General features: G+C 43.7%; 22 protein-coding genes. 11 read left to right on the forward strand and 11 right to left on the reverse strand.

Features of this window, described 5'->3' with window-relative positions:
- The first annotated feature begins 9 nt into the window (after positions 1-9).
- The 8 genes from MsAg5_RS04305 to rpsB all read left to right on the forward strand — a co-directional run bounded on the left by MsAg5_RS04305 (position 10) and on the right by rpsB (position 5,011).
- Complete coding sequence (locus MsAg5_RS04305; protein ID WP_338099388.1) at positions 10-1,923, forward strand: hypothetical protein; 1,914 nt, start codon at positions 10-12, stop codon at positions 1,921-1,923.
- Positions 1,924-2,163, forward strand: coding sequence for a hypothetical protein (locus MsAg5_RS04310; protein WP_338099389.1), 240 nt, complete (start codon positions 1,924-1,926; stop codon positions 2,161-2,163).
- 348 nt (positions 2,164-2,511) lie between these two features.
- The gene (locus MsAg5_RS04315) at positions 2,512-2,892 is read left to right on the forward strand and encodes a 50S ribosomal protein L18e (protein WP_338099390.1); all 381 of its coding nucleotides are present in this window, start codon (positions 2,512-2,514) and stop codon (positions 2,890-2,892) included.
- A gap of 9 nt (positions 2,893-2,901) precedes the next feature.
- Complete coding sequence (locus MsAg5_RS04320; RefSeq protein ID WP_338099391.1) at positions 2,902-3,321, forward strand: 50S ribosomal protein L13; 420 nt, start codon at positions 2,902-2,904, stop codon at positions 3,319-3,321.
- Positions 3,322-3,334: 13 nt separating this feature from the next.
- Positions 3,335-3,742 carry a 30S ribosomal protein S9 gene (locus MsAg5_RS04325; protein ID WP_338099392.1) on the forward strand — a complete coding sequence of 136 codons (408 nt, stop codon included), beginning with the start codon at positions 3,335-3,337 and terminating at the stop codon, positions 3,740-3,742.
- Between the two features lie 11 nt (positions 3,743-3,753).
- Positions 3,754-3,942, forward strand: coding sequence for a DNA-directed RNA polymerase subunit N (locus MsAg5_RS04330; RefSeq protein WP_338099393.1), 189 nt, complete (start codon positions 3,754-3,756; stop codon positions 3,940-3,942).
- A 136-nt stretch (positions 3,943-4,078) separates the two neighbouring features.
- A complete protein-coding gene (locus tag MsAg5_RS04335) occupies positions 4,079-4,267 on the forward strand; it encodes a DNA-directed RNA polymerase subunit K (RefSeq protein WP_338099394.1) in 189 nt (62 codons plus the stop codon).
- A gap of 111 nt (positions 4,268-4,378) precedes the next feature.
- Positions 4,379-5,011 carry a 30S ribosomal protein S2 gene (gene rpsB, locus MsAg5_RS04340; protein WP_338099395.1) on the forward strand — a complete coding sequence of 211 codons (633 nt, stop codon included), beginning with the start codon at positions 4,379-4,381 and terminating at the stop codon, positions 5,009-5,011.
- Positions 5,012-5,265: 254 nt separating this feature from the next.
- Here the strand turns inward: rpsB and MsAg5_RS04345 are convergent, their stop codons facing one another.
- Both MsAg5_RS04345 and MsAg5_RS04350 read right to left on the reverse strand, forming a co-directional pair.
- Positions 5,266-6,213 carry an Abi family protein gene (locus tag MsAg5_RS04345; RefSeq protein WP_338099419.1) on the reverse strand — a complete coding sequence of 316 codons (948 nt, stop codon included), beginning with the start codon at positions 6,211-6,213 and terminating at the stop codon, positions 5,266-5,268.
- A gap of 514 nt (positions 6,214-6,727) precedes the next feature.
- The gene (locus tag MsAg5_RS04350) at positions 6,728-7,867 is read right to left on the reverse strand and encodes a matrixin family metalloprotease (RefSeq protein ID WP_338099396.1); all 1,140 of its coding nucleotides are present in this window, start codon (positions 7,865-7,867) and stop codon (positions 6,728-6,730) included.
- 307 nt (positions 7,868-8,174) lie between these two features.
- Between MsAg5_RS04350 and MsAg5_RS04355 the strand changes: the two genes are divergently transcribed.
- Positions 8,175-8,939 (forward strand): hypothetical protein, encoded by a 765-nt coding sequence (locus MsAg5_RS04355; RefSeq protein WP_338099397.1) that lies wholly within the window; start codon positions 8,175-8,177, stop codon positions 8,937-8,939.
- A 178-nt stretch (positions 8,940-9,117) separates the two neighbouring features.
- Here the strand turns inward: MsAg5_RS04355 and nrdD are convergent, their stop codons facing one another.
- Both nrdD and MsAg5_RS04365 read right to left on the reverse strand, forming a co-directional pair.
- A complete protein-coding gene (gene nrdD, locus MsAg5_RS04360) occupies positions 9,118-11,436 on the reverse strand; it encodes an anaerobic ribonucleoside-triphosphate reductase (RefSeq protein ID WP_338099398.1) in 2,319 nt (772 codons plus the stop codon).
- 48 nt (positions 11,437-11,484) lie between these two features.
- Positions 11,485-11,736, reverse strand: a complete 252-nt coding sequence (locus tag MsAg5_RS04365) for a glutaredoxin family protein (protein WP_338099399.1) — start codon at positions 11,734-11,736, stop codon at positions 11,485-11,487.
- A 67-nt stretch (positions 11,737-11,803) separates the two neighbouring features.
- On the opposite strand from MsAg5_RS04365, the gene MsAg5_RS04370 reads away from it, so the two are divergent.
- Positions 11,804-11,938: a hypothetical protein gene (locus tag MsAg5_RS04370; protein WP_338099400.1), complete on the forward strand. Its 135-nt coding sequence runs from the start codon at positions 11,804-11,806 to the stop codon at positions 11,936-11,938.
- 1,025 nt (positions 11,939-12,963) lie between these two features.
- Here the strand turns inward: MsAg5_RS04370 and twy1 are convergent.
- From twy1 to MsAg5_RS04405, 7 genes are all read right to left on the reverse strand, one after another.
- Positions 12,964-13,929: a 4-demethylwyosine synthase TYW1 gene (gene twy1, locus MsAg5_RS04375; RefSeq protein WP_338099401.1), complete on the reverse strand. Its 966-nt coding sequence runs from the start codon at positions 13,927-13,929 to the stop codon at positions 12,964-12,966.
- A gap of 92 nt (positions 13,930-14,021) precedes the next feature.
- Entirely contained in the window at positions 14,022-15,188 is a 1,167-nt protein-coding gene (locus MsAg5_RS04380; protein WP_338099402.1) for a chromosome segregation ATPase, read from the reverse strand.
- 415 nt (positions 15,189-15,603) lie between these two features.
- Positions 15,604-16,569: a tyrosine--tRNA ligase gene (locus tag MsAg5_RS04385; protein ID WP_338099403.1), complete on the reverse strand. Its 966-nt coding sequence runs from the start codon at positions 16,567-16,569 to the stop codon at positions 15,604-15,606.
- Between the two features lie 257 nt (positions 16,570-16,826).
- Entirely contained in the window at positions 16,827-17,252 is a 426-nt protein-coding gene (locus MsAg5_RS04390) for a flavodoxin (RefSeq protein ID WP_338099404.1), read from the reverse strand.
- Between the two features lie 202 nt (positions 17,253-17,454).
- Positions 17,455-17,709 (reverse strand): PRC-barrel domain-containing protein, encoded by a 255-nt coding sequence (locus MsAg5_RS04395; RefSeq protein WP_338099405.1) that lies wholly within the window; start codon positions 17,707-17,709, stop codon positions 17,455-17,457.
- 214 nt (positions 17,710-17,923) lie between these two features.
- Positions 17,924-19,549, reverse strand: a complete 1,626-nt coding sequence (gene sepS, locus MsAg5_RS04400) for an O-phosphoserine--tRNA ligase (protein ID WP_338099406.1) — start codon at positions 19,547-19,549, stop codon at positions 17,924-17,926.
- A 641-nt stretch (positions 19,550-20,190) separates the two neighbouring features.
- Positions 20,191-20,637, reverse strand: coding sequence for an Sjogren's syndrome/scleroderma autoantigen 1 family protein (locus MsAg5_RS04405; protein ID WP_338099407.1), 447 nt, complete (start codon positions 20,635-20,637; stop codon positions 20,191-20,193).
- A gap of 505 nt (positions 20,638-21,142) precedes the next feature.
- Here MsAg5_RS04405 and MsAg5_RS04410 point away from each other — a divergent pair.
- Positions 21,143-21,415 (forward strand): stationary phase-response protein, encoded by a 273-nt coding sequence (locus tag MsAg5_RS04410; RefSeq protein WP_338099408.1) that lies wholly within the window; start codon positions 21,143-21,145, stop codon positions 21,413-21,415.
- The last annotated feature ends 115 nt before the right edge of the window (positions 21,416-21,530 follow it).

The raw sequence follows: 21,530 nt of genomic DNA on the forward strand, positions 1-21,530 counted from the left end.
TTATATTTGATGGGAACGGCTTTTGCAGATGAAATTATTGTTCAAACCAGTCCCGATGTTTATACGATTTATTTGGATCCGGCTTTGGTGAACAACAGCGGAACGATTCGGGGTACGGGCGGCGTCGTTTATGGGGATATTTATGAATCTTCCGGTACATTTTACTATAGTGGAACTTATTCGTCTGATATCTCCTATACATTTACGAGTCTTAGTGTTTCTGATGGTTTTTATGTACATTTCTCTCCTTCCACAGTAACCGATGCCAATATTGTTTTAACAGGACCTTATACGGGTGCAAATAATTTTAGTCTCCTCGTAGATTCAAGTTCACTCGTTCCGATAAATATTACTTTAAATGAAAACAATTTTGAAACGGTTAGCAACATAACGCTATTCAATGGTCCTTATGGTAATGTCCATATTTCAAATTTGAATATTTCACAGGGCGATTTGATTATTTCAGGTGTTAATGCGTCAGATGTATCAGTTTCCGTTAAAAATTCGAGTGTAAACGGCAGCGTCATTATTTCACGCGTTAATGATTCTTCTTCCCCTTCCGGTCCGGTGACGGTTTCAAATTTAACTTTGACAAGCGGAACACTGGCTTTAACAGATATCATTGCAACAGACATTACAATTTCAAATTCCAATTTGATTGCCTCTTCTCCAACATCCGAATTGCTGTTGCTCAACAACATTTCAGCTGACAGTGCGTCAATTTCCGGCATGAATATTGAAAACGGGTCTCTTTTTTTTAATCATACAAATTTTGTATATCCGGTGAGTATATTTAATAACACAATTTCGAATGATTCCTATGTTCTTGAATTTGATGAACTTCACACAGATGTTCTTCAAATATATAACAATAAATTTGTCATCGGAACCGGAATTAATTACGCTAATATAATCTCATCGTCTTCGATTTATTTTAACGAAGTTGATCCCTTCGGTGTTCTGATAACTCCTCATTCGGGTCGGAACATTGTTGGCGGCCCATACATCGCCGGAAACTATTGGACCACCTTGGTCGAAACCGGTTATTCGGATATGTTGACTGCGACTTCAACCGGTTATTCGGATGTGCCATATCCCATTCCAATTTCAGGCTCCGGAAGTTTTACAGATAATTATCCGCTCACAAAATACACTGCACCGCCCAGCGGCGGCGGCACCGGCAGCCCCGTTGTTATTACGACGCCTCCTGTTGATCCCCCGTCATCGGACCCGCAACCCGGAACTCCTCTTGATCCTGTTAACCCACCGGCCGACCCGGTCACGCCGGGAAATCCGACACCGGCCGGATCAGGTTTCACAGCAGGCAGCGGCGGTATTCACGGAACATTGAAAACGTTGAAAGAAGAAGATATGCCGACCGATGAAGTTGTTTCCGATTACATCGCGCCGGCGGCGGTCATTATCGGCGCGGCGGGCGGCACGCTGCTCATTCTCATTATCAGTTTGATCGACACGTTTTTCGACGCCACGTCCGCGCAAGTTCGCGGTTCGGCCAAAGGCCGGTTCCATTTGAAATTCAACCCGCCGAAATGGGCGGACATTATCAGCGCCCGGTTCGCGTTCATGGTTTTGATGTTCTTCGTCGGCGTTTGTATCGTGGATACGATTTTGGCAGACACGGTTGACAAAGCGATGAACGGCGGTCTTTTAACGTTCCTGGCGGCGATCATTCCGCCGATTTTCGTCATCGCATTCCTCAACATCGGGGGCGGCCTTTTCATTGACGAAATTTTGGATTACATTTTGGAAAGAACCGGCAAATACGCCCGGAAAAAAACACGGCTTTTGGACGTGATTGACTCCAACCGCAAGATCAACATCGCGGTCTTCTTTGTGATTGTCGTCGTGGCGATCGCTTTGGTGACGTTCTTCACGCTATTCTTGGATTGGACGCTGTTGTAATTGTCACCCGAAATTCAATTTAAAAAACAAAAATTACAAAACAAAATAATACAAAACAAAAAAACCAAATCAAACAAAATCAAATCAAACAAACCAAATCAAACAAAATCAAATCAAACAAACCAAATCAAACAAAATCAAACAAAATCAAATCAAACAAACCAAATCAAACAAAATCAAATCAAACAAACCAAATCAAACAAACCAAATCAAACAAAATCAAACCAAATCCGAATTTGAATAAAACAACATCTTTAAAAAGCCGGCAGATGTATAAACTGCCGGCCGCTTTTTTAATTTTTCATCTTCCAAATTCGGAAAGTTTATATGTCATTAATCTTATTCAGGGAAGTTACCATTCGAAAAAGTATTGTATATCTGATTTTTATTAACACGATTTTTGATCCGTTATATCAAATTCAGGATACCGTATTTTCGAACGCTGTCGGCTGTGTTTTCAGCCGAATGGTACACTATAATATAGAGTCAAAGATCGGATCTGCGCGATCCCGCATCTTCGCACTATAATGTAGAAAAAGCGTGAGTAGGATTTTTGTTTATTTTCAAAAAATCTTGCGGAGGAAAATAATGGGTAAAAGAACACTTGTAAAACTCTCGAGAAAGACGAATCCGAGAATGATCAATCTCATTTTGACGCTTAAAAACGCGGCCAATGAGAACGACGCGCCGATCTGGTCGGCGATTGCCAAAAAATTTGAAAACCCGTGCAGAAACTATGCCGATGTGAATCTGAGCAAAGTGAACCGGTACGCCAAGGAAAACGAAGTCCTTTTGGTTCCGGGAAAACTTCTCGGCGCCGGCGACGTTGACTTCCCGGTGACCGTTGCAGCACTCAGCTTCAGTGTTGCGGCAGCTGAAAAAATCACAGCGGCCGGCGGCAAATGCATGAGAATCGAAGACATCCTTGAAGAGAACCCCAAAGGGTCAGGCATTCGGATTTTCCAGTGAGGTGCAAAAATGACAGTTATTGACGCAAACGGATTAATTTTGGGCCGCCTCTCCAGTGTGGTCGCAAAACGCCTTTTGAACGGCGAAACCATCGATATTATCAATGCCGAAAAAGCAGTTATCTCAGGCTCCCGCTCCAACATCTTCGCCGACTATGAACACTCGGTCGAAAGAGGACGCCCTGAATTCGGTCCGTACTTCCCGAAAAGACCGGACAAAATCATGAAAAGAACCGTCCGCGGTATGCTCCCGTACAAGAGACAAAGCGGTCGAAAAGCCTTGGGCAACTTAAAGGTCTATGTCGGTGTTCCGGCCGAATTCAAAGGCAAAGAAACGGAAACCGTCGAGGCCGCCAGCATGGAACGCCTCAGCTCCAGAAAATACGTGCGCCTCGGAGACGTCAGCAAAAAGCTCGGAGCAAACTTCTAAGGAGGAAACATAAATGGCAGAAAAAGTTGTGAACACATCCGGTAAACACAAGACCGCCGTTGCCAGAGCCGCTGTTAAAAGCGGAACCGGCGTCATCAGAATTAACAAAATTCCGCTTCCGATTTACGGAAACTATCTTGTGAACCAAAAAATTTCAGAGCCGGTCAACATTGCCGGTGAAAGCGTGATCTCCAAACTCGACATCAGCGTCACCGTTTCCGGCGGCGGCATTGTCGGCCAGGCTTACGCTGCAAGAACCGCAATTGCCAAAGGCATTGTCGAATTTACAAATGATGTTGCCGTCAAAGACGCTTTCGCGGAATTTGACAGAAGCTTGCTTGTCAGCGACTCCAGACAAAAGGAACCGAAATACTTCGGTGGTCCGGGTGCCCGCGCAAGATACCAGAAATCATACAGGTAAGGCGAATAACTATGATACCGGTCCGTTGTTTTTCATGCGGAAAAATCATTTCATCCAGTTACGAAGAGTTTAAAGCACGCTCCGAAGCCGGCGAGGATAAAGGCAAGGTCTTAGACGACCTCGGCATTAACCGCTATTGCTGCCGGAGAATGATTTTAAGCCACATCGAAATGGTTGATGTGATTGCTCCATACCAGTAATGGAATCGCAGCGACAAAATCGCTTGAAAAATAAAACCGAACAATCAATAATGGTCGAATGGATTTTGACGCGTCAAAACCATTCCGCTTTTATTTTTTAAGCGGAAGCATTTAAAACAATTATTTTGGTGATGGTATGGAAATTAAAATTCAAGAGTACACGCGGTTCGAACGCGCCCGCATCGTCGGCGCCCGCGCCCTTCAAATTTCGATGGGTGCGCCTGTTTTAATTCAAGATTACGAGAAGTCCGGGGTCGACCCGCTTTACATCGCGCTTGAAGAATTCAATAGAGGCGTTGTCCCGATTACGGTGAAAAGGGAATAACCGCTTCATCGCTTGACTCAATTCAAAATTCAATATTATACAGTCTTAAAAGGAATCTTAACTTAAAGAATTAAGGAAAATTTATTGTCAACAAATAATTTCGGTGATTCAATGGAAGAAGAAAACTATTCAGCAAACATTTCAGAAGATGTGTCCGCACCCGAGCAATCCTACCTCGTCTCTATCGACGAATACTTGGCCGCCGGCGTCCACATCGGTACCCAACAGAAAACAAAAGACATGATGCGCTTCGTTTACCGCGTCAGAACCGACGGTTTATACGTTTTGGACATTCAGGCCACCGATGAAAGAATCATCGCCGCCGCCAACATGTTGTCCAAATACGACATCTCCCGCGTTTTGGTTGTCTCATCCAGACAATACGGTCAATTCCCGGCCAAAATGTTCGCGAAAGCAACCGGCTGCCGCTCCGCGCTTGGCCGCTTCATTCCGGGCATGCTCACCAACCCGCGCATGGACAGCTACTTTGAACCGGAAATCGTCATCGTGACCGACCCGGCCGGCGACGCCCAAGTGATCAAAGAAGCCTTTGACATCAGCGTTCCGGTGATCGCCCTTTGCGACTCCAACAACCTGGCGAAAAATGTCGACCTCGTGATTCCGACCAACAACAAAGGAAGAAAAGCCTTGTCCTTGGTTTACTGGCTCCTCGCCCGCGAGATTGCCAAAAACAAAGGTATGCAATTCAGCTACGAGCTTTCTGACTTTGAAGTGCCGTTGTAATTCTGAAATTGTTAAAATTAAAAAAAGATTGGCAGCCGTTTCAACGAAACGGCTGCCTTTTTTTATTGATTTTTGGAGTTTTGGGTTTCAAGTCCAATTGTTTTTGTTTTTTTGTTTTTCACTGTTACCGTGCATTGAAAATTGTTTCGGTGCCGGCATATCTTTGAAAAATCTGATGGTTTATACGTGTTTTTATATGTGGTCGGCTCATATTTATTTCAATTTTATTAAATTGAATTAAATCTAATTCTCTTTTATTTCCAAAAAGACTCTTTATCCCAATTTTTAACAAATCCCATATCTCCTCTTTTGTCGGCAGGTAATTTTCTCATTAATTCTTTCAGTTCTATTCTGAATTGATTTTCCGGTTCAATAATATCCAAAAGATATTGGATGCAGCAAATTGATGAATATATTTTTGTTTTGTATGTCGGCTGCTTATTGATAAATGGATTGAGAACACCGGCTAAATCTAACACTTCAATCGGGATTGATTTATTCCATAGTCTACCATGGTGAGCGCATGTGTTGCGAACAATCTGAATGCAACGAATCCATTTACTAAGCAGGCGTGTACTTTTTAGCCCGAATTGCTTTGCGATATCTATTTTTGGCGCCTTTGAATCATCTAATATCTTGTAGAGAAATGATAGTTCTCCAATGCTGATTATTTCTAAACACATCCAAACCGGAGGGACCAGCGGGTCATCATATGTCTTTTGATAATCTGTTATGGATTGTTCTTCGCTTCTGTAAACATTATCCGATAAGCGGTTTATAAATTCGGTATAATCATCTTTACAATAGCTGTGACCATCTTTCCCTTTTTTTATTGCAGTGGGTTTAAAGAGGGACGGATCAAGGTGCCAATGACTTCCATATTTCATAGCATATTGGTTGGAAATTTGAGTTTTTAGGGCAATTTCAATTTTTCCGATCGAGACAAAGAGTAACGTTCTGAGGTCTTGATCAAAATCGTATAAATTAAGAATCTGTTCAAAATCCGTTCCGTTTTTAAAAGAATGTTCTGCATCATTTCGATTCTGAAATATAAACATATATCCGCTGAATCTGTAATAGCAATTATAAGAGAGAAAACGATCTGCAGCGGTTTTGTCGCAGCTATCAAATAACAAACCTTTTTGTTCCAGCACATTAATTTGATCTGAAACAGAAATGGCTGGTTTGCAGTATTTGGTCATAACAATCAAAAAAGAAGTTGTTATGGATTTATCACATAACAACAAGTGTTACGTAATAAATCCGGCATGACCTAATAAGCATCGTTGAGTGGCTCATTAAATTCTGTTAAAAATGACATCTACTTTATAATATTTATAAGTTCTGTATTTTCAAAATAACATTCAGTTGAGTTCATTGTTTATTCCTCCAGTATTTCGCCGCGCTTTGAAATTTAATTCTCTGCGGGCATATCGTTGAAAAACGTGGAGGTTTATACGGCTTTTTATATGTGGTCGACTCATATCTATTTCAATTATATTTATTCAATTAAATCTAATTCTTTGTTTAATTCAAATAGCCGGTGGCTGTTTTGTAGAAATCATCAAAAATGATTGCCATAACGCGCGCGGTGGCACTTGCAAAATTAAAAAAACAAAAACAAACATAATCTCCACTCACAAAAAAAGAGTTTGAGAGGGCAGTCAAGCCCTCAAACTTTTTCGTATTCGGTATTTAATTTCTTCAAGTCTTTATTTACAAACTTTCCTGAACAATTGAAAGCATTTTTTCTGTATCGATTTCTTGATCAAATCCGTTGACTGCCGTTTTTTCGTCAACAATTTTCAATTCGCCTTGCGGGTGGACATAACGGAATGTTCTTCCGGTTTTTTGGTCGACGTCGCTTCCGAAAAGATAAAGGATGACGCTTTCCCCTTCGGAATATTCTGTTTGGTCATCGCAAACCATCGTGATTCCGTCGAGTGTTCCACCGATTTGCCGGATGTAAATTTCGTTTTCCGACAGTTTCCCTTTGTAAACATCATCAACAGAGATGACGACGTCGTGGACAATTTGATTGTTGCCGATGGAAATTGAATTTTCTTTTTTGACCACAGGTTCAGCTTTGTCAAAAGAGACCCAATGAGCCGGAAGTTCTCCTTTGACCGTTCCTCGAATCACAAGATCTGCTTTTTGTGCCAGTTCCTGATCCGAAACCTCAGCGTAACATTGGTGAACTTTGAAAATGGGTTCGTTGATTTGTTTTTCCTCTTCCGGAATCGGCGTTATGCCGGAAGTCATGCTTTTCGATTTTGTACCATACAAATTCTTAACACCGTTGATATCATCTTGGCTCAAGAATGACAAATATTTGTAAGGTGTTTTCATGATGGCATTCAATACGTTCGAGTGCTCAAGTCCGAGCGCATGCCCAAGTTCGTGAAGGGCAAGTCTTTCCACATTAAAATATCCGTTTTGCAGGGATTGTGAGTGGCTGGTTGTGAAATTGTTTGCGTAGTAGGTATTGTATCGAACATCTGAGTCGTTTATATACCATCTGTTGTTTTGTCTTTCAAAGTTCATCGCTTGTGCTTGTGCAAGCCAGGGCAAAGTGCTGTTGTTCGTGCCGTAATACGTCATGTAAACGGAAACATTTAGCTGATTCGCAGGTGTTGCAAACCGGAAATTTGAACCGGCGTTGGACCACTTGTTCGCTGCGCTCAAAAACGAAGCTTGATAAGAGGTTGGAAATGAAGATTCGAATTTGATGGTTGCTGTTTTGTTGTACCAAGTGTAGTTTCCGGCACTGTATGCCGCGGCCGGAATGATAACGGCGCATAAAAATAAGACCATTATCAAAATCGGCAGAGCTTTAGTTAATTTATTTGTTGTCATTTTATTCCTCCATATAGTTTGCCGCACTTTGAAATTTAATTCTCTGCGGGCATATCGTTGAAAAACGTGGAGGTTTATACGGCTTTTTATATGTGGTCGACTCATATCTATTTCAATTATATTTTATTTGATTTTATCCAATTCAATCCTCAATTCATTTCTATTTATTTCATTTCTATCAATCTCATTTCTATCTATTTTTATTTTATACAATAGTTTACATTAATCTTTTAAAAAATATTTCGAAATATTTTTATACATAGCGATTTTTTCTCTTTTAACCCTTTTAATTGAGGAGGTTATTCACATGGAGAAAAAAACAAAACAAATTATCCTTTTCGCTGCTACCGCTATTTTGGTTGTTGCACTTGCGGCAGCTGCAATGTATCTTATATCTCAAAACAACTCAGCTGATTCCAACGGGATTCAAAATTCAAGTTCAAATCAAACACTTGAATCCGTCACAAAAACCAATGACAATATTAATTATTCATATCTGAGGGGCGGAACTCGAATTGTCCGGCAATTTGATCCGAACGATTTTGTCTCTCGACCACATGTGACGTACCCACCAGAGTCTGCGCCGCCTTGGACGGAAAAAGGAATCATGGATGACGCGGATTTGATTGTTCGGGGAACGGTTGTTCAAGTTCAGCCGGACCGATGGGACACGCCGGACGGGACCAGCCCGGTCATTCGAACGCCGAATTTCTTTTCAGTCCGGGGTGAAATTTACCACTTGATTGTCGTTGACGTGGAAGAAGTTTACAAAGGAGAATTGAAAGGCGCCGTTGACGGAAAAATTTACATTCGGCAAATGGGCGGCGCCGACGACGGCGTTTCTATGGATGTTGGACTTCCGGATTACCGGGAGAATGAATCGGTTATTTTGTGTTTGACAGTTCTTCCGGAAATTCAAAATCAAGCGGAATCCGTTCATTATAATGGGAATCCCGGTGGCGTTTTTTTCGTTGTGAATGAAACGACATGTGTGAACGGGTATAATCAAAAAGCAAATTTAGAAGAAGTTTTTGTTCTTCTTAATGTTTCCAATCCGTACGTTCAATTTTAATTGATGAAAAATTAAAAATCAAGGTTGAATTTGGTTGACATCATCAAAAATGATTGCCATAACGCGCGCGCCGGCGCCAAAAACTCAAAAAAATAATACAGTTCCCGCAATCAAAAAAAAGAGTTTGAGGGGGCAGTCTAAAACCCTCAAACTCTTTTGGTTGGGCTGTCGGGTCCTTTCAGACCTTCATGTTTCTCGGGTCGACGCGTGTCCGGTCAACCAATTCTTGTTTTTTGCCGGCATTCCAGCCGTTCACGGATTGGAGGTATCCTGTGATTCTTGACAAGTGGTCAATATTTCCGGAACCGCACTTCGGGCAGCATTCTTTGATGCCGGAAGCCACGTATCCTTCGTCTTTACAAACGGTGATGTCGCGTGTGAAGGCGAAATATCCGGTGTGGGTGTTCTTGGCGATGTGCATGGCCATCTCCTGAAGTCCTTGCGGATCCGGGTTTCCTTCGCCGAGCCAGATGTGGAGGATGTTTCCGCCGTCAACGATCGGGAAGAAGGTTTGTTCAACATTGATTCTTTCAATAATGGAGATGTCGGCGCTCGGCGGGACGTGGGTGCCGTTGGTGTAATACACCGGAAGATCTTTTCCACTGCCGTTGGCAAGTTCGCGCTTGGCCAATTCCACGTCGCCGTTCATGTTGCATTCGGCTTTTCCGGCGTATTCCGGATGAAGGAGGTCGGAAACCGCAAAGCGCTGGGCGGTGGTTTCGGCCGGCGTTCTTGCAAGGGCGATTTCGATGCCGTTTTCCTGAGACAACTTTTGAGCGTACATTTTCATTTCGTACATGACGCGGATGGCGAATTTGTAGGAATCTTTGGATTCGTAAATGGAGCTGCCGGTGTGGTATTGGACCATTTCGTTGATGCCGACGACGCCGATGGTGTAAACCAGGCTGTCGAAATCGACGGCGATGGCGCCTTTTTCGCCGGTGTTCGGGTCTTTGGGCGTCATGGCGGCAAACGGAATCCGGTTGCAGTCCAAGAGGTGGTCCATCCACTTCTTTTTGACGCGGAAGACTTCGATGGATTTTGCCATCAGGTATTTGAGTTCCTCAAAGAGCTTTTCATCATCGTGCTCGGCTTTGTAAGCGGCGCGCGGGCAGTTGAGGGACATAACCATCCAGGAGCCCATGGAGAAGTGTTTTCCGTCCCGGAAGTAGAGTTTGTCGTCAAATTCGCTGTCGTCGGTCGGGTTGGCGGAGAACTGGTAGGCGCAGCACTGGTAGCAGCTGATGCCTTCGCCGGCGCCGCGGTATTCCGGAATCTGGTTGTCGAAATACGGGGTGCCGAACTTGGCGGCCAATTCAAAGGTCAAGCGGTAGAGGTCGTTGTAAGACAAAACGTCCGGGTTGGCTCTGTTGAAAGTTTCGTCTTCTTCCATGAAGTCGGGTTCGATGGAGATTTCCGGTTTCGGGAAGCTGAACGGCTTTCCCCAGGCGTCGCCTTTCAGCATAACGACCATGAGGGCGCGGAATCCTTTGCGGACTTCTTTTTCGAGTTCGCCGTATTTCCAGACTTTTGTGCCGTGTTCGCCGTCCCAGACTTTTCCCATGGCAACGACCGGCTTGTCTTTCCAGAGTTTCGGAATGCCGGGGGACAACTGAACGGACGAGAAGACCGTTTGTCCGCCGCGGGCGCACATCATTTGCATCATTTCGTACACGAACATCTGCATGAGCTGTTCGAGTTCCTTGTCGGTTTTGCCGACAAAGTACGGGGCGAGGAAGGTCAGGAAGTTATAGAATCCCTGGCCGCCGGCAAAGTTGGTTTGGGCGGATCCCATCACTTTCACGGCGTGAAGGATCGCCACTTCGGCGTTCATGGCGGGTCCGGCCACACTGGACTGGACGCCGACGCCGTCGGGCATCAAACCGTAGTAGAAGAAATACCGAAGGTCCCAGTCTTGACAGAACGGGCGGGTGCCGAAGTATTCCAAGTCGTGGATGTGGAAGTCGCCGTTCAAGTGAAGGTCGGCGAGGTTGCCGGGCATCAAGAGAAGGTTTTGTTCCTTGGACATCTTGTCGGCCTTTTTCTTGTGCGACGTTTCGGCGTTGTCGAGTTGGTTGGCGTTGTCGTGGGACTCGAATCCGAGACCGGAGTCGATTTCGCAGGAGTCGTAAACGGAAGCGCCGACACGGGTCATGATGTTGCGCCATTCGGTGTGGCCGCGTTCGAGGAGGACGCAGTTAACGATTTCACGGACCAGCGGACCGGAGAGGAATTTCAAATTCATTTTTCGGATGCGGGCTTCGGCGTCTTTGGCGATGTCGTTGGCTTCATCGCGGGTGATTCCGGGGACGCTGTAGAAACGCTCGGCGAGCTGGGTTTCTTTCATCAATTGCTTGACGATTTCATTCCGGTCCCAGTCAAGCATGTATCCGCTTGTCGTTCTGACTTTCGGCATGGTGGAAATCGTGCTCCCGTCGAATGTCTGCTGGACTTGCTTCGGAAGCTTATCTCCATTGTTGTTAAGATCGATTGACATTTTTTTCCTCTTTTGAATTGATGTATATTGTTGATGTTGAATGACTGATCAGAGTAAGGGTTGAATGTTTTGTTCGTTGACGTCGCTGCCGGTAAAGATGTCTTTGTAGGTCAGGAATTTGCTGTCGATTTGAAGGACCGGGGCCACATTGGTGAAGATGTTGTTCATGGCCAGTTCCGTGAGCGCGTCCGGGGTTCCCATGTTCATTTCTTCAAAGGAAACATTTTTTTCACTCAAGTATTTTTTAAGGATTTTGCATTTCGGGCAAACGTCGGTGGTGTAAACGATCACTTTTGTCATGGAAATCTTCCTGGTTATGTATGTATAATTAGGATGGGTATGTAGGGTGTAAGTAAAGGTGTGAAGGATGGGAGGAGATGCGGTGGTGATGGATGAAATTGCCGTTTGTGATTTAGGATTGATTTGTGGTGTGAAAGAGTGTCCGATTCGGACATGGCGAAGATCTTTTTATTGGATTCTGTTTTGGATGAAGGATCTTTGATGGATTTTGGATAAATTCGGCAATTTCATCGGGCGGAATTTACTTCGTAAGGTAAAACATAGTAATCCGTTTGTCGTTTAATAAGCTTTATTCGAATCACGTTTGTATCCAAACCTATAATCGTGTGTGGTGAACATTGCGCCTTTGTATACAAACTATATCGCTTGTTTATATACTTTGATTCGTATAACCTTTGATTATATTGATAAACAACTTGGTCATAAATTCTATTGATAATTATTTCTAATAAATTAATAAATTTATATTTTGACTGTTTAATAAATGTCTATAAAATTTTACAGGCCCCAATTATTTCAAATATTTTTATGGTTTTGATTTTTATTTGATTTTTTTCAATTTTAGCTTTTATTTTTGATTAAATGGAGATGAAATTTTTGAGTCACGGCATTTTTGCCCCTCTTTCATTTAAAACGCAATCGGGTGGATGGAACGTAATATTGTCCCATTTTTAGGTGTTTTTTGCGATTTTACATAGTTTCTCCTCAGTTCTCTCAAATTTCCGGCGAGATTCTCCCTTATTATTCTCCATCTGTTCTCCCTTATTATTCTCCATCTGTTCTCCCTTACTGTTCTCTATTTTATTTCTCCATCTGTTCCCCCTTACTGTTCTCTATTTTATTTCTCCATCTGTTCCCCCTTACTGTTCTCTATTTTATTTCCCCATTCACTCATTGGCGTGAAACGCCAATGAGTGAATGGTGGTTATCGATCAGGAATGGATTGTTTCAGAACTGTAAAATTAACAACTGCAGGTGCAATCTGCAAAATTAACAACTGCAGGTGCAAAACTGTAAAACTAGCAACTGCAGGTACAACTGCAAATTCTGATCTGTTCTGCGGTATCCGCAAAATACAGACGCAAAGCGTCTGATTTTGCGGGATGGTTTGCTTGATTTAGAATAGAAAATTACAATCCAATTTTATTGATTCAAAAAAAAATGTGTGCCTTAACGCGCGCGCATGCGGCCAGCAAAAAAGAAATGCGTCACAGTTTTCTGTAACAGTTATTCAACTTGCGTCGTTTTTCCATCTTTCGACAAAACGACAACCCGGCTGGCTTCGGACTCGCCGGCAAATTGATATCCGGCCGCTTCGGCAATCTCGTTAGCAAACGCTCGAATTTCTTCTTGCTCAACCATGTTGGCGCGTTCCAGACGTAGTCGGGAAAATCCGACGTGCATGTATGATTTGATTTCAACAAAATCGGGATTCGCTTGCTGAATCAAATTTGCAAATCCCATTGCGTCGGTCATGTTGTGGTTCCGGACAACGGTGATTCGGACGGCGGTTCTCACGCCGGCTTCTTTCTTTTCCCGGAGCACGGCCAGCGATTCCATGACTTTGTTCCAAAGCGCCGGCGATTTCGGACGGCAGACTTGGTTGTACATTTCTTCAGTTGTCGCGTCCAGGCTCATGTAAAGCTGGGACGGGAAAATCCGCCGAATCATGGCAGGGTTGGTGCCGTTGGTGACAACAAACGTCGTCATGCCGTTTTTCTCGAATTCCGTTATCAGTTCCGGCAAATATGGGTAAAAAGTCGGCTCGCCGGACAGGGAAATCGCGACGTTGGTCGGCGTTTTGGCTTCCGTATAATTCTCGGGAACGGCATTCGGCGATCCGCCAAAACCGGTGATCAATTTCTTTTGAGCTTTCAAACATTCTTGAACAATCAGTTCCGGGCTGTCCCATTCGGTTGTCACGGGCGCGGCGACTTCCGTCGGGCGCCAGCAAAAAATGCATTCCTGATTGCATAGAAGCGTCGGCGTCATTTGGAGGCAGCGGTGGGAAACCACGCCGTAAAAAGAGGATTTGTAACAAACGCCGGTTCCGTTCATGGAATTTTTAAGCCAGGCGCAGGTTTTGACGGCGGAATGGCGGCCGGCTTTGGCATAACCTTGGCGGCGCATGAGCTCGTCCATGGAAATTTCTTCCAGGGAATAGCTGAAATTAATTTTTTCGGGATTTTCCATTCTTCCACCAAAATAAAAAAATCAAATAAAAAAATCAATAAATAAATAATAAATAGATTTGATAAAAATATCAAAATAAAAAGGACCGTATTTTAAACGATCAAATAACGGTTGGCTCCAATGCCTTTTGAGGCTTCGACGCCGATGATGCTCGCGATTTCAAGGCCTTCGCCGCCGAGGTTCGCCAATTTGGAATACAATTCTTCTTTGGAAATGTATTTTTCATTGCGGGTGCCGTCTTCCATTTGGATCTTGATGGAAATTTCGGTTTTGATCGCGCTTTTCCGGATACATTCGTTCACAATGGAACCGTATTGTCCGGCAATCACTTTCATGCAGTCGAAGATCAGATTGTTGGCAATCGCGTCGTCTTCGTCGATGAAGATTTCTTTGAGCTCAAAGGAGGAGACGTTCTTTTTGATGTAATCCATGATTTTTTCCGGGATTTTTTGAAGTTCGGCTTCCTCAATCAGGACCGACAGATCGGTGTCGGCGGTGATGTCTTGACCGTCGTCAAAAATAGAAAAGTTGCCGTTTTTGCGGATAATCTTGACGATTCTTTTCTTGTTTTCAATTTCGAGCAGGAAATTGTACGGGTCGTCGTATTGAATATTTTGAACGAAATAGTCCGACAAATTACTGACGCGCGGCTTGTTTTCCTTCATAAAAATGCCGGTTTTGGCCATGTGCGGCACGTTGAGTTTGCCGAGCAGTTTTTGGACCGTCAGGCGCTCGTCATTGAAATGAAGCTGATAATTGTATTGGAGGCCGGAAACATAGCCAAAAAACATACCGGTCAAATTGTTTTGTTCCTGCGTGATCACGTAAGCGCGCTTCGCGCCGTAAACGCTGGAGACCAAAAACGGGCTGAGTGTTTTTAAAATCTCGATTTCTTTGCCTTTCACAAAAACGCCGGCGTCCTTCTTGATTTGATTGGTTTCAACTTCAAGCGCTTCCCGCGATTTTCGGATGTTTTTGTCGCACACCTCAATGATTTCAGCGACGCACGGTTTTAAAATTTCGATTTCTTCGCTGCCTTCATTCAGCGGCAGCGCGTGAAGCAAATCTTCTCTGAATTTATTCAAAACCGTCAGTCGGCGGTTCATGTGCGTCATGTTTTCCTTGTCCTCGTCCTTGCGCTCAATAATCGCGTTTTCGAGAGGCAGAACCTTTCCAAGGCATTCCACATAATTTTTTAAATCCTGAATAAAATCCCGTTGAACCGGAAGCTCCGTTCCGTCCTGATAGGTATAAATCATAACAGCACCCGCTTTGATAATAATGCAATAATTGTCACAATGATGAAGAATAAATTAAACAAGATTAAACTTAATGTTTATAATCGTTTCAGAGATATAAGAATTTTCAAGGCTTTTTTCTTTTATTATTTTATCTGTTTGATTGTCTGCTTAAATTGATTTTGAATCAGATTTACTTTCGTTTTTCATTGATTTCATCATTCGTTTTGTCACAATATTTTGTTACATTCGATTGTCTGTTTCTGAATTCGCCCCCCCTTTATTTATAAGGTCTTTAAAATCGGAGAGCATATTTGCATGTATCGGAAAAATGTGTCGCCGTAACGCGCGCGGCGGCGTTTCGCAAAAAAAGAAAAGAAGACTGTTGAAAGGGAAATCCCTTTCAATCAACACTACGTCACAGTAAATTGTGACGTTACATTAAAACAGCCCGAACCGGGTCCAGAATCTCATTGAGGTATTTGTTGGCGGCCGTTTTCAGATCCATCGGGTGAATCTTTTCAGCAGCAAACGCCTCTCTGAGTTCATTGTAAGAATTGTAAGTGCTGTTTCCGCCGAATTTTTCCGGCTTTTCGATGACGATTTGGGTGTATCTCGGACAAATGTGGTATTTGAACAGTTCCAAAATCGGGTTTTGTTCGACGTCGCCTTGTTTGCAGTAAGCCTTTTTCAGTTTCTTTTCGATGTCTTCGGCACTGTCGTCGATGGAGATGAAATTGTCGTTAGAGGACGACATCTTGTTGCCGTCGAATCCCAAAATAATGGGCGTGTGGATGCAGACCGGCGTTTTGAATCCCAAATCTTTAAGGTGTTCGCGGGCCAGCATGTGGATTTTTCTTTGGTCCGTGCCGCCGACGGCGATGTCCACGTCCAGAAGTGCAATATCGAGGGATTGCATGATCGGGTAAACCAATTGGGAAACCATCGGGTTGTCCATGGCGCGGCCGACTTCGTCCATGCTGCGCGTCGCGCGGTTTAAGGTGACCGAGCGCGACATTTGAATGACGTTGAGCATGTATTCATGTCCCAGCTGGTAGTCGGAGCCGTAAACGAAACGGGTGTTTTCTTCTTTAAGACCGAGCGCGATAAAGCAGCGTTTGTTGTAGTCGGCGATTTTCCGGACTTCTTCAAACGTGCCTTTTTTGTTCAGGTACGCGTGAACGTCCGCCAAAAGAACCGTGATCTGGCAGCCGGCTTTTTGGAGGTCGAGCAGTTTGTTGACCGTGAGCACGTGTCCCATGTGGATTTTGCCGCTCGGTTCGTAGCCGACGTAGGCTTTAGGCGCCGGATTTTTCTTAAAAAGTTCAACCAACTCTTCTTCGGTGACGACTTCGTCAATGTTTCGTTTGATGAGTTCCATCTTTTCGGATTCGGATAACATAAAAAAGCTCCAAATTTGATTTTTTGTATCTGTTTTAAAGATGGATTCATAACTGACCGTTAGCATATAAATTTTGCTCAATTTTTTGCGGCTGCTTTTGAATTTTCAAGTGCTGTCGGTTGAAACGATTCTTTTTGAAAAATTGTGGCTGCTTTTTGCCGGTTTGGAAAAACGTGTCGCTGTAACGCGCGCGCCGCCGGCGGTGCAAAAAAATGAGATATAAAATAAAAATTAAAAAAGAAAAGAACAGAAAAATGTTACATTTCCGCCAACATTTTTCCGAATTCTTTGCAGCGGCCAACATCGTTTCCGACCGGTTCCAAGTTGACGATCAGTCCGTCGTTGAGAAGAGTGGCACCGGCGGCTCTGACATCTTTTGCCCATTGCCGCATCCATTCGCCGTCGCCCCAATCGTACGATCCGAAAAGCCCTGTTTTTTTGCCGTTCAGCTTTCCCATGACGGATTTCATGAACGGTTCAAATTCGTCTTCTTCCAAAATTTCATCGCCCATCGCGGAACATCCAAATGCGACGGCGTCCGCCTTTTCAACATCCGCCGGATTTGCGGCGGAAACTTCCTTCACGGTCACAGCAGCACCGGTTGCTGCGGCGCCTTCTTCAATGAGATGCGCCATTGCCTCCGTATTTCCGGTTCCGCTCCAATAAACGATTAACATGTTCATGATTTTCACATCCTTTTGTATCAAATCATACTGAATTCATGTATATATTAATTTCGTTTAGACGAATTTAATTCGCTATTACGAATACTCCGAGCAATAAAATCAGAACAAGAGGAATCAATCAAAATAAGTGAATTCAATAATAAAAAAGAAGATGTGTCAGCTTTGTGACACAAAATTTAAAAATCGAGAAGAGAACGATTTATTCTTCTCTCTTTTGGAATTTGCGGATGACGTCCCGAATGAGGACGATGTCGGCTGCGGTCACAACCCAGCGGTACGGGATGATGACGCCTTCGCCGGCCACGTCAAAAACGTCTGTGTTGACCTGATTGGCAATGAGGCCGGAGACGGATTGACTTTCGACGTCAATGATTAAATCGACAACTTTTCCGACATAAATACCGGTGACGGTATAGATGTCCAAACCAAAAAGTGAAGTAATTTCTGTTCGCATGTTCTCGCCTTTGAATGGGAATTAAATTAAATGTAAAATGAAGATGTGGACGTAATTGTGTGAAATAAGTATAATGAAGATGATTTGATAATTTAATTGTATAACATAATACTGAAATGTAATATAAATTATTTGTTTGAAATTCAAGTTTCTTTCATTTATTTACATTTCAGATTTGTTTTTTTAAGACTGTCGGCCCGATTGATAATTTTTGTTATTCGTTGTCAATTTTGAACGTCACGGTCGTAAACATCGGTCCGCGAACATCGATTTTCTTTTTGGTCCCGGTGATGTACCGTTGTCCCAAATCGGAAAGCTTCAGGTTCACTTCGGAAAGCATTTTAATCATGCGGGCCCGGATTTCGTGTTCGGATTGACCCGACAAAACCGCTTCTTCGGCTTCGGCTGCCGCTTCGGCCGCAAACGCGGCGATAAAGGTAATTCCGGTTCTCGCGGAATGGTTTTCAAGCGCTTTTTGCCATTTCTTGTCGTTCGGAATGCCCAAGACGTCGCCGTTGTAGGCGACAATTTCATTAAACGCCGCCGGACCGCACAAGTTGGTGTCCGCTTCGGGTTCGGTCAGTTTGACGGTGACTTTTTTACCGTTCAGCTGTCCGGACCAGATCTCAAATTCACACGGGCTCGGGGTTTTGCCGTATTTTTTGCAGCCGTCGACGATCGCGTCCGCGATGTCGCGTCCGGCGTCGGTGACCGGCATTTTCACAAGTTTGACTTGGCGCGCGAGGTCCGAGTCCGGCATTTCCCAGTCGCCATACTGCGAAAATTGCGGGTAGGACATGGACCGCATGTCTTTGGCGTCATGCACAATCATGGCGAGGCGCTCGACGCCGAGTCCGAAATTCATGACCGGCATCGGGATGTTGTATTCCGACAGCGCGCAGGGAGAATAAATACCAAATGTGGCGACTTCGATCCAGCCGTCTTTGTATTTGGTGTTGCCGCCGTCGAGTTTCGGGTGGTAGGCGTAAACTTCAATTTGCGTGTCGGGCGCGTAGTATTTGCTGCGTTTCGTGTCCGGCTTGAACATGAATTTTTGGAAACCGAATTGCGACAAGATGCCTTCGGCAACGGCTTTTCCGTGGTCGATGGTGACGTTTTCGTCCATGATGACGCAGGAGGCCGAGTAATATGTCATCAAACGGGACGCGTCTTCCTGTTGTTCGCGGCGGAAGCAGCGGTCGATGGAGAAAAGCGAAAACGGCGGCTCGTTTCGTTCGAGCAGTTCGGAAAGAGAAATAAACCAGCCGCTGGTCATGTGGCTGCGCAGCGTTTTGGAAGTGCCTTCCGGTTTGAGTTCTTTAAATTCCGGAAACACTTTATCGATGACATCGACCACAAGCGCGTCTTCAACGCCAAGCTGTTCGGACAATTCAAAGACGAGGTCGTCGCCTTCGATCGTTCCTTTTTTGTACATGTGCAGCACTTTGCGGATTTTTTCAATGCCCTCGTCGTCGGTTCCGGGCAAAATTTCCCGAATCATCCGGATGCGCTCATCGGAAATACCGACGTTGGGCCGCGGCAGTCCCGCCAAATAGAAGCAGCGGTCGAGGACGGCCAGCGCTTCCTCGCCGAATTGTTTGTGCACATCTTTTTCGTCAACGATGAGCGGGTTCATCATTTCGATAAATCCCATCCGCATATAGGCTTCCCGAAGGCGTTGAATTGTGTCGTAAACGGGATGCGGCTTTCCGAATCCCAGTTGAAGGCGCGGGTATTCTTCGTCAAGCGGCGCTTTTTTAATGTATTTTTTCGATTCGTTCCACGCCTTTTCGAAATTTTCGTTCTTTTCCTCGCGAACGGTTTTCGGATCAAATTGCATAATTTTCCTCTAAAATTGTAAAGTTGATAATAATAAAAATAAATTCAATTTGATTCTTTAAATCATTTTTTCGTTATTAATCTTTGGTTAGAAACGTTTTTTTGAGCGGGCAGGCATCGCGCGCGTTATGGCGATGGTTTTTCTTTTGGATTTCAAAACACGTCGTTTGATTTTTATTTTCGTATTAATAAAGTAGGCGTGTCTCTTTATTTCCATTTCAAGCAAACCATCCCGCATAAACAGACGCTTTGCGTCTGTTTATGCGGATTTCATGTAACGGGAAGATGCAATCGGAAACTGCAGATGCAAATCGGATTAGGAAACAACTGTATTGTTGGAAACAGCAGGTGCAATCTAAACTAAAAATTAACAACAGCAGATGCATTGGAACTAACAACTGTAGGTGCAATCTGAACTAAAAATAAGTAACATTAGGTGCAAGCAGAAAAATAATAAATGCACCCCGCTGTTTGAAATATAGCCGGCGCCGCGCAAAATAAAAATTGCTGCTGAGAATAAGAATTGATTTCAAAACCGGATTCCGGTTTTAAAATCAGTCCAATCCAAAAATTGAAAATGAATTAAAAAGATAAAAATAGAAAAATGAAATTAAAAAAAGATAAAAACAGAATTGGCTAAACTCAGTAAAGCCGTCCGATCATGTCGAGTCCTTTTTCAATCAAATCAAAACATTCCGCAATGCGGCGCGGGTCGGATTCGTTTTGAACGTCTTCGGCAATCACGGTAATTTTGAGCAAAATCAATTCCCGGAGGCGGTCTTCGGCGGCGGAATAAACGCGTTCGCCGACAACATAATCGTCTTCTGTGTGTTGTTTTTGCGGTTGTTTCACCACTTTCGGAGACGGCGCTTTTTTGGCCGGAAGCGTGGCCGAACAGAACACCGGCGTTGATTTTTCGGGAACGGACTCGGGGACTTCGTCCGTGTCGGCGCCGCTGCACAGCGGACAAATAATTTCGCCTTTAAAGCGGAAAAGCGGGGCGCCACAGCTGTCGCAGTGGTTGGCTAACATCGTGCCGCCGGTTTCGAGGAACCGCGCAATCTTTTTAATATCGTCGTCTGAACTCATTCTTTCACCTGATTTATCTTTTTGAATAGGATTGCATTTATAATAAATTGTTGTTTGTCGTTCTTTTTATTTTGTCTATTTTATATATAATTTCTTATGATTATTTGAATCAATTAATCTTTGAATTTTCGCAGCGCAGTTTTCATTTTTTGCCTCTTCATTATCATTTTGAATGAGATCTATTTCATCTGTATTAATTTTTAAAGGTTAGGTTTAAATGATAGATGTTTCTCTTAGGCTACAACGTTTCATACAAATTATTTCTGAAACTTTAAATTAATAGTAATCATTTATTGATGCGAACTTGCTTTTTCGGAATCTCTGTCCACGAAAGCGTTTTGAAATGTCGCAGCTTGAACCGTGTTCATTCATTTCAAAGCCTTTTTCGGTTATCGTCTTTCCTATTGCTTTACATCTGCTTGGATTATTTCATCAAAACAGTGTGTTGTGCTTGATTTTTGCAAGGTCGCTTTGTTATTGTTATCAAAAATTATGGTGATTTTAAATGTCAGCAGACGAATACAAGTCAACAATTGCGCAATGTGTGGCGGAACTGGATATGATCGCAAACGACACGTCCGTTCCGAGAAATATCAGACGCTCAGTGACGGAAATTATAACGATTCTCCAAAATGAAAATCAAGAGCTGTTCTTACGGGCGACCTCCGGACTTTCCATCTTGTCCGACGTCAGTTCCGACCCGAACCTTCCGATGCACACCGGAACTTTGATCTGGAGCATCCTCGGCAAATTAGAAACCATTCCGCCGGAAGTCTAAAACGGAAAAAGGAAACTTTTTCTGTCTCTTTTCACCTTTTCTCTTTTATTTCTGTTTTCGTTTTCTGTTTTTGTTTTTCCCGCCGTTTTCTTTTGTTTTGGCGGCGCCGGCGCGC

Origin of the sequence: Methanolapillus africanus, from assembly GCF_032714475.1 — an archaeon.
Taxonomy (GTDB): Archaea; Halobacteriota; Methanosarcinia; order Methanosarcinales; family Methanosarcinaceae; genus Methanolapillus; species Methanolapillus africanus.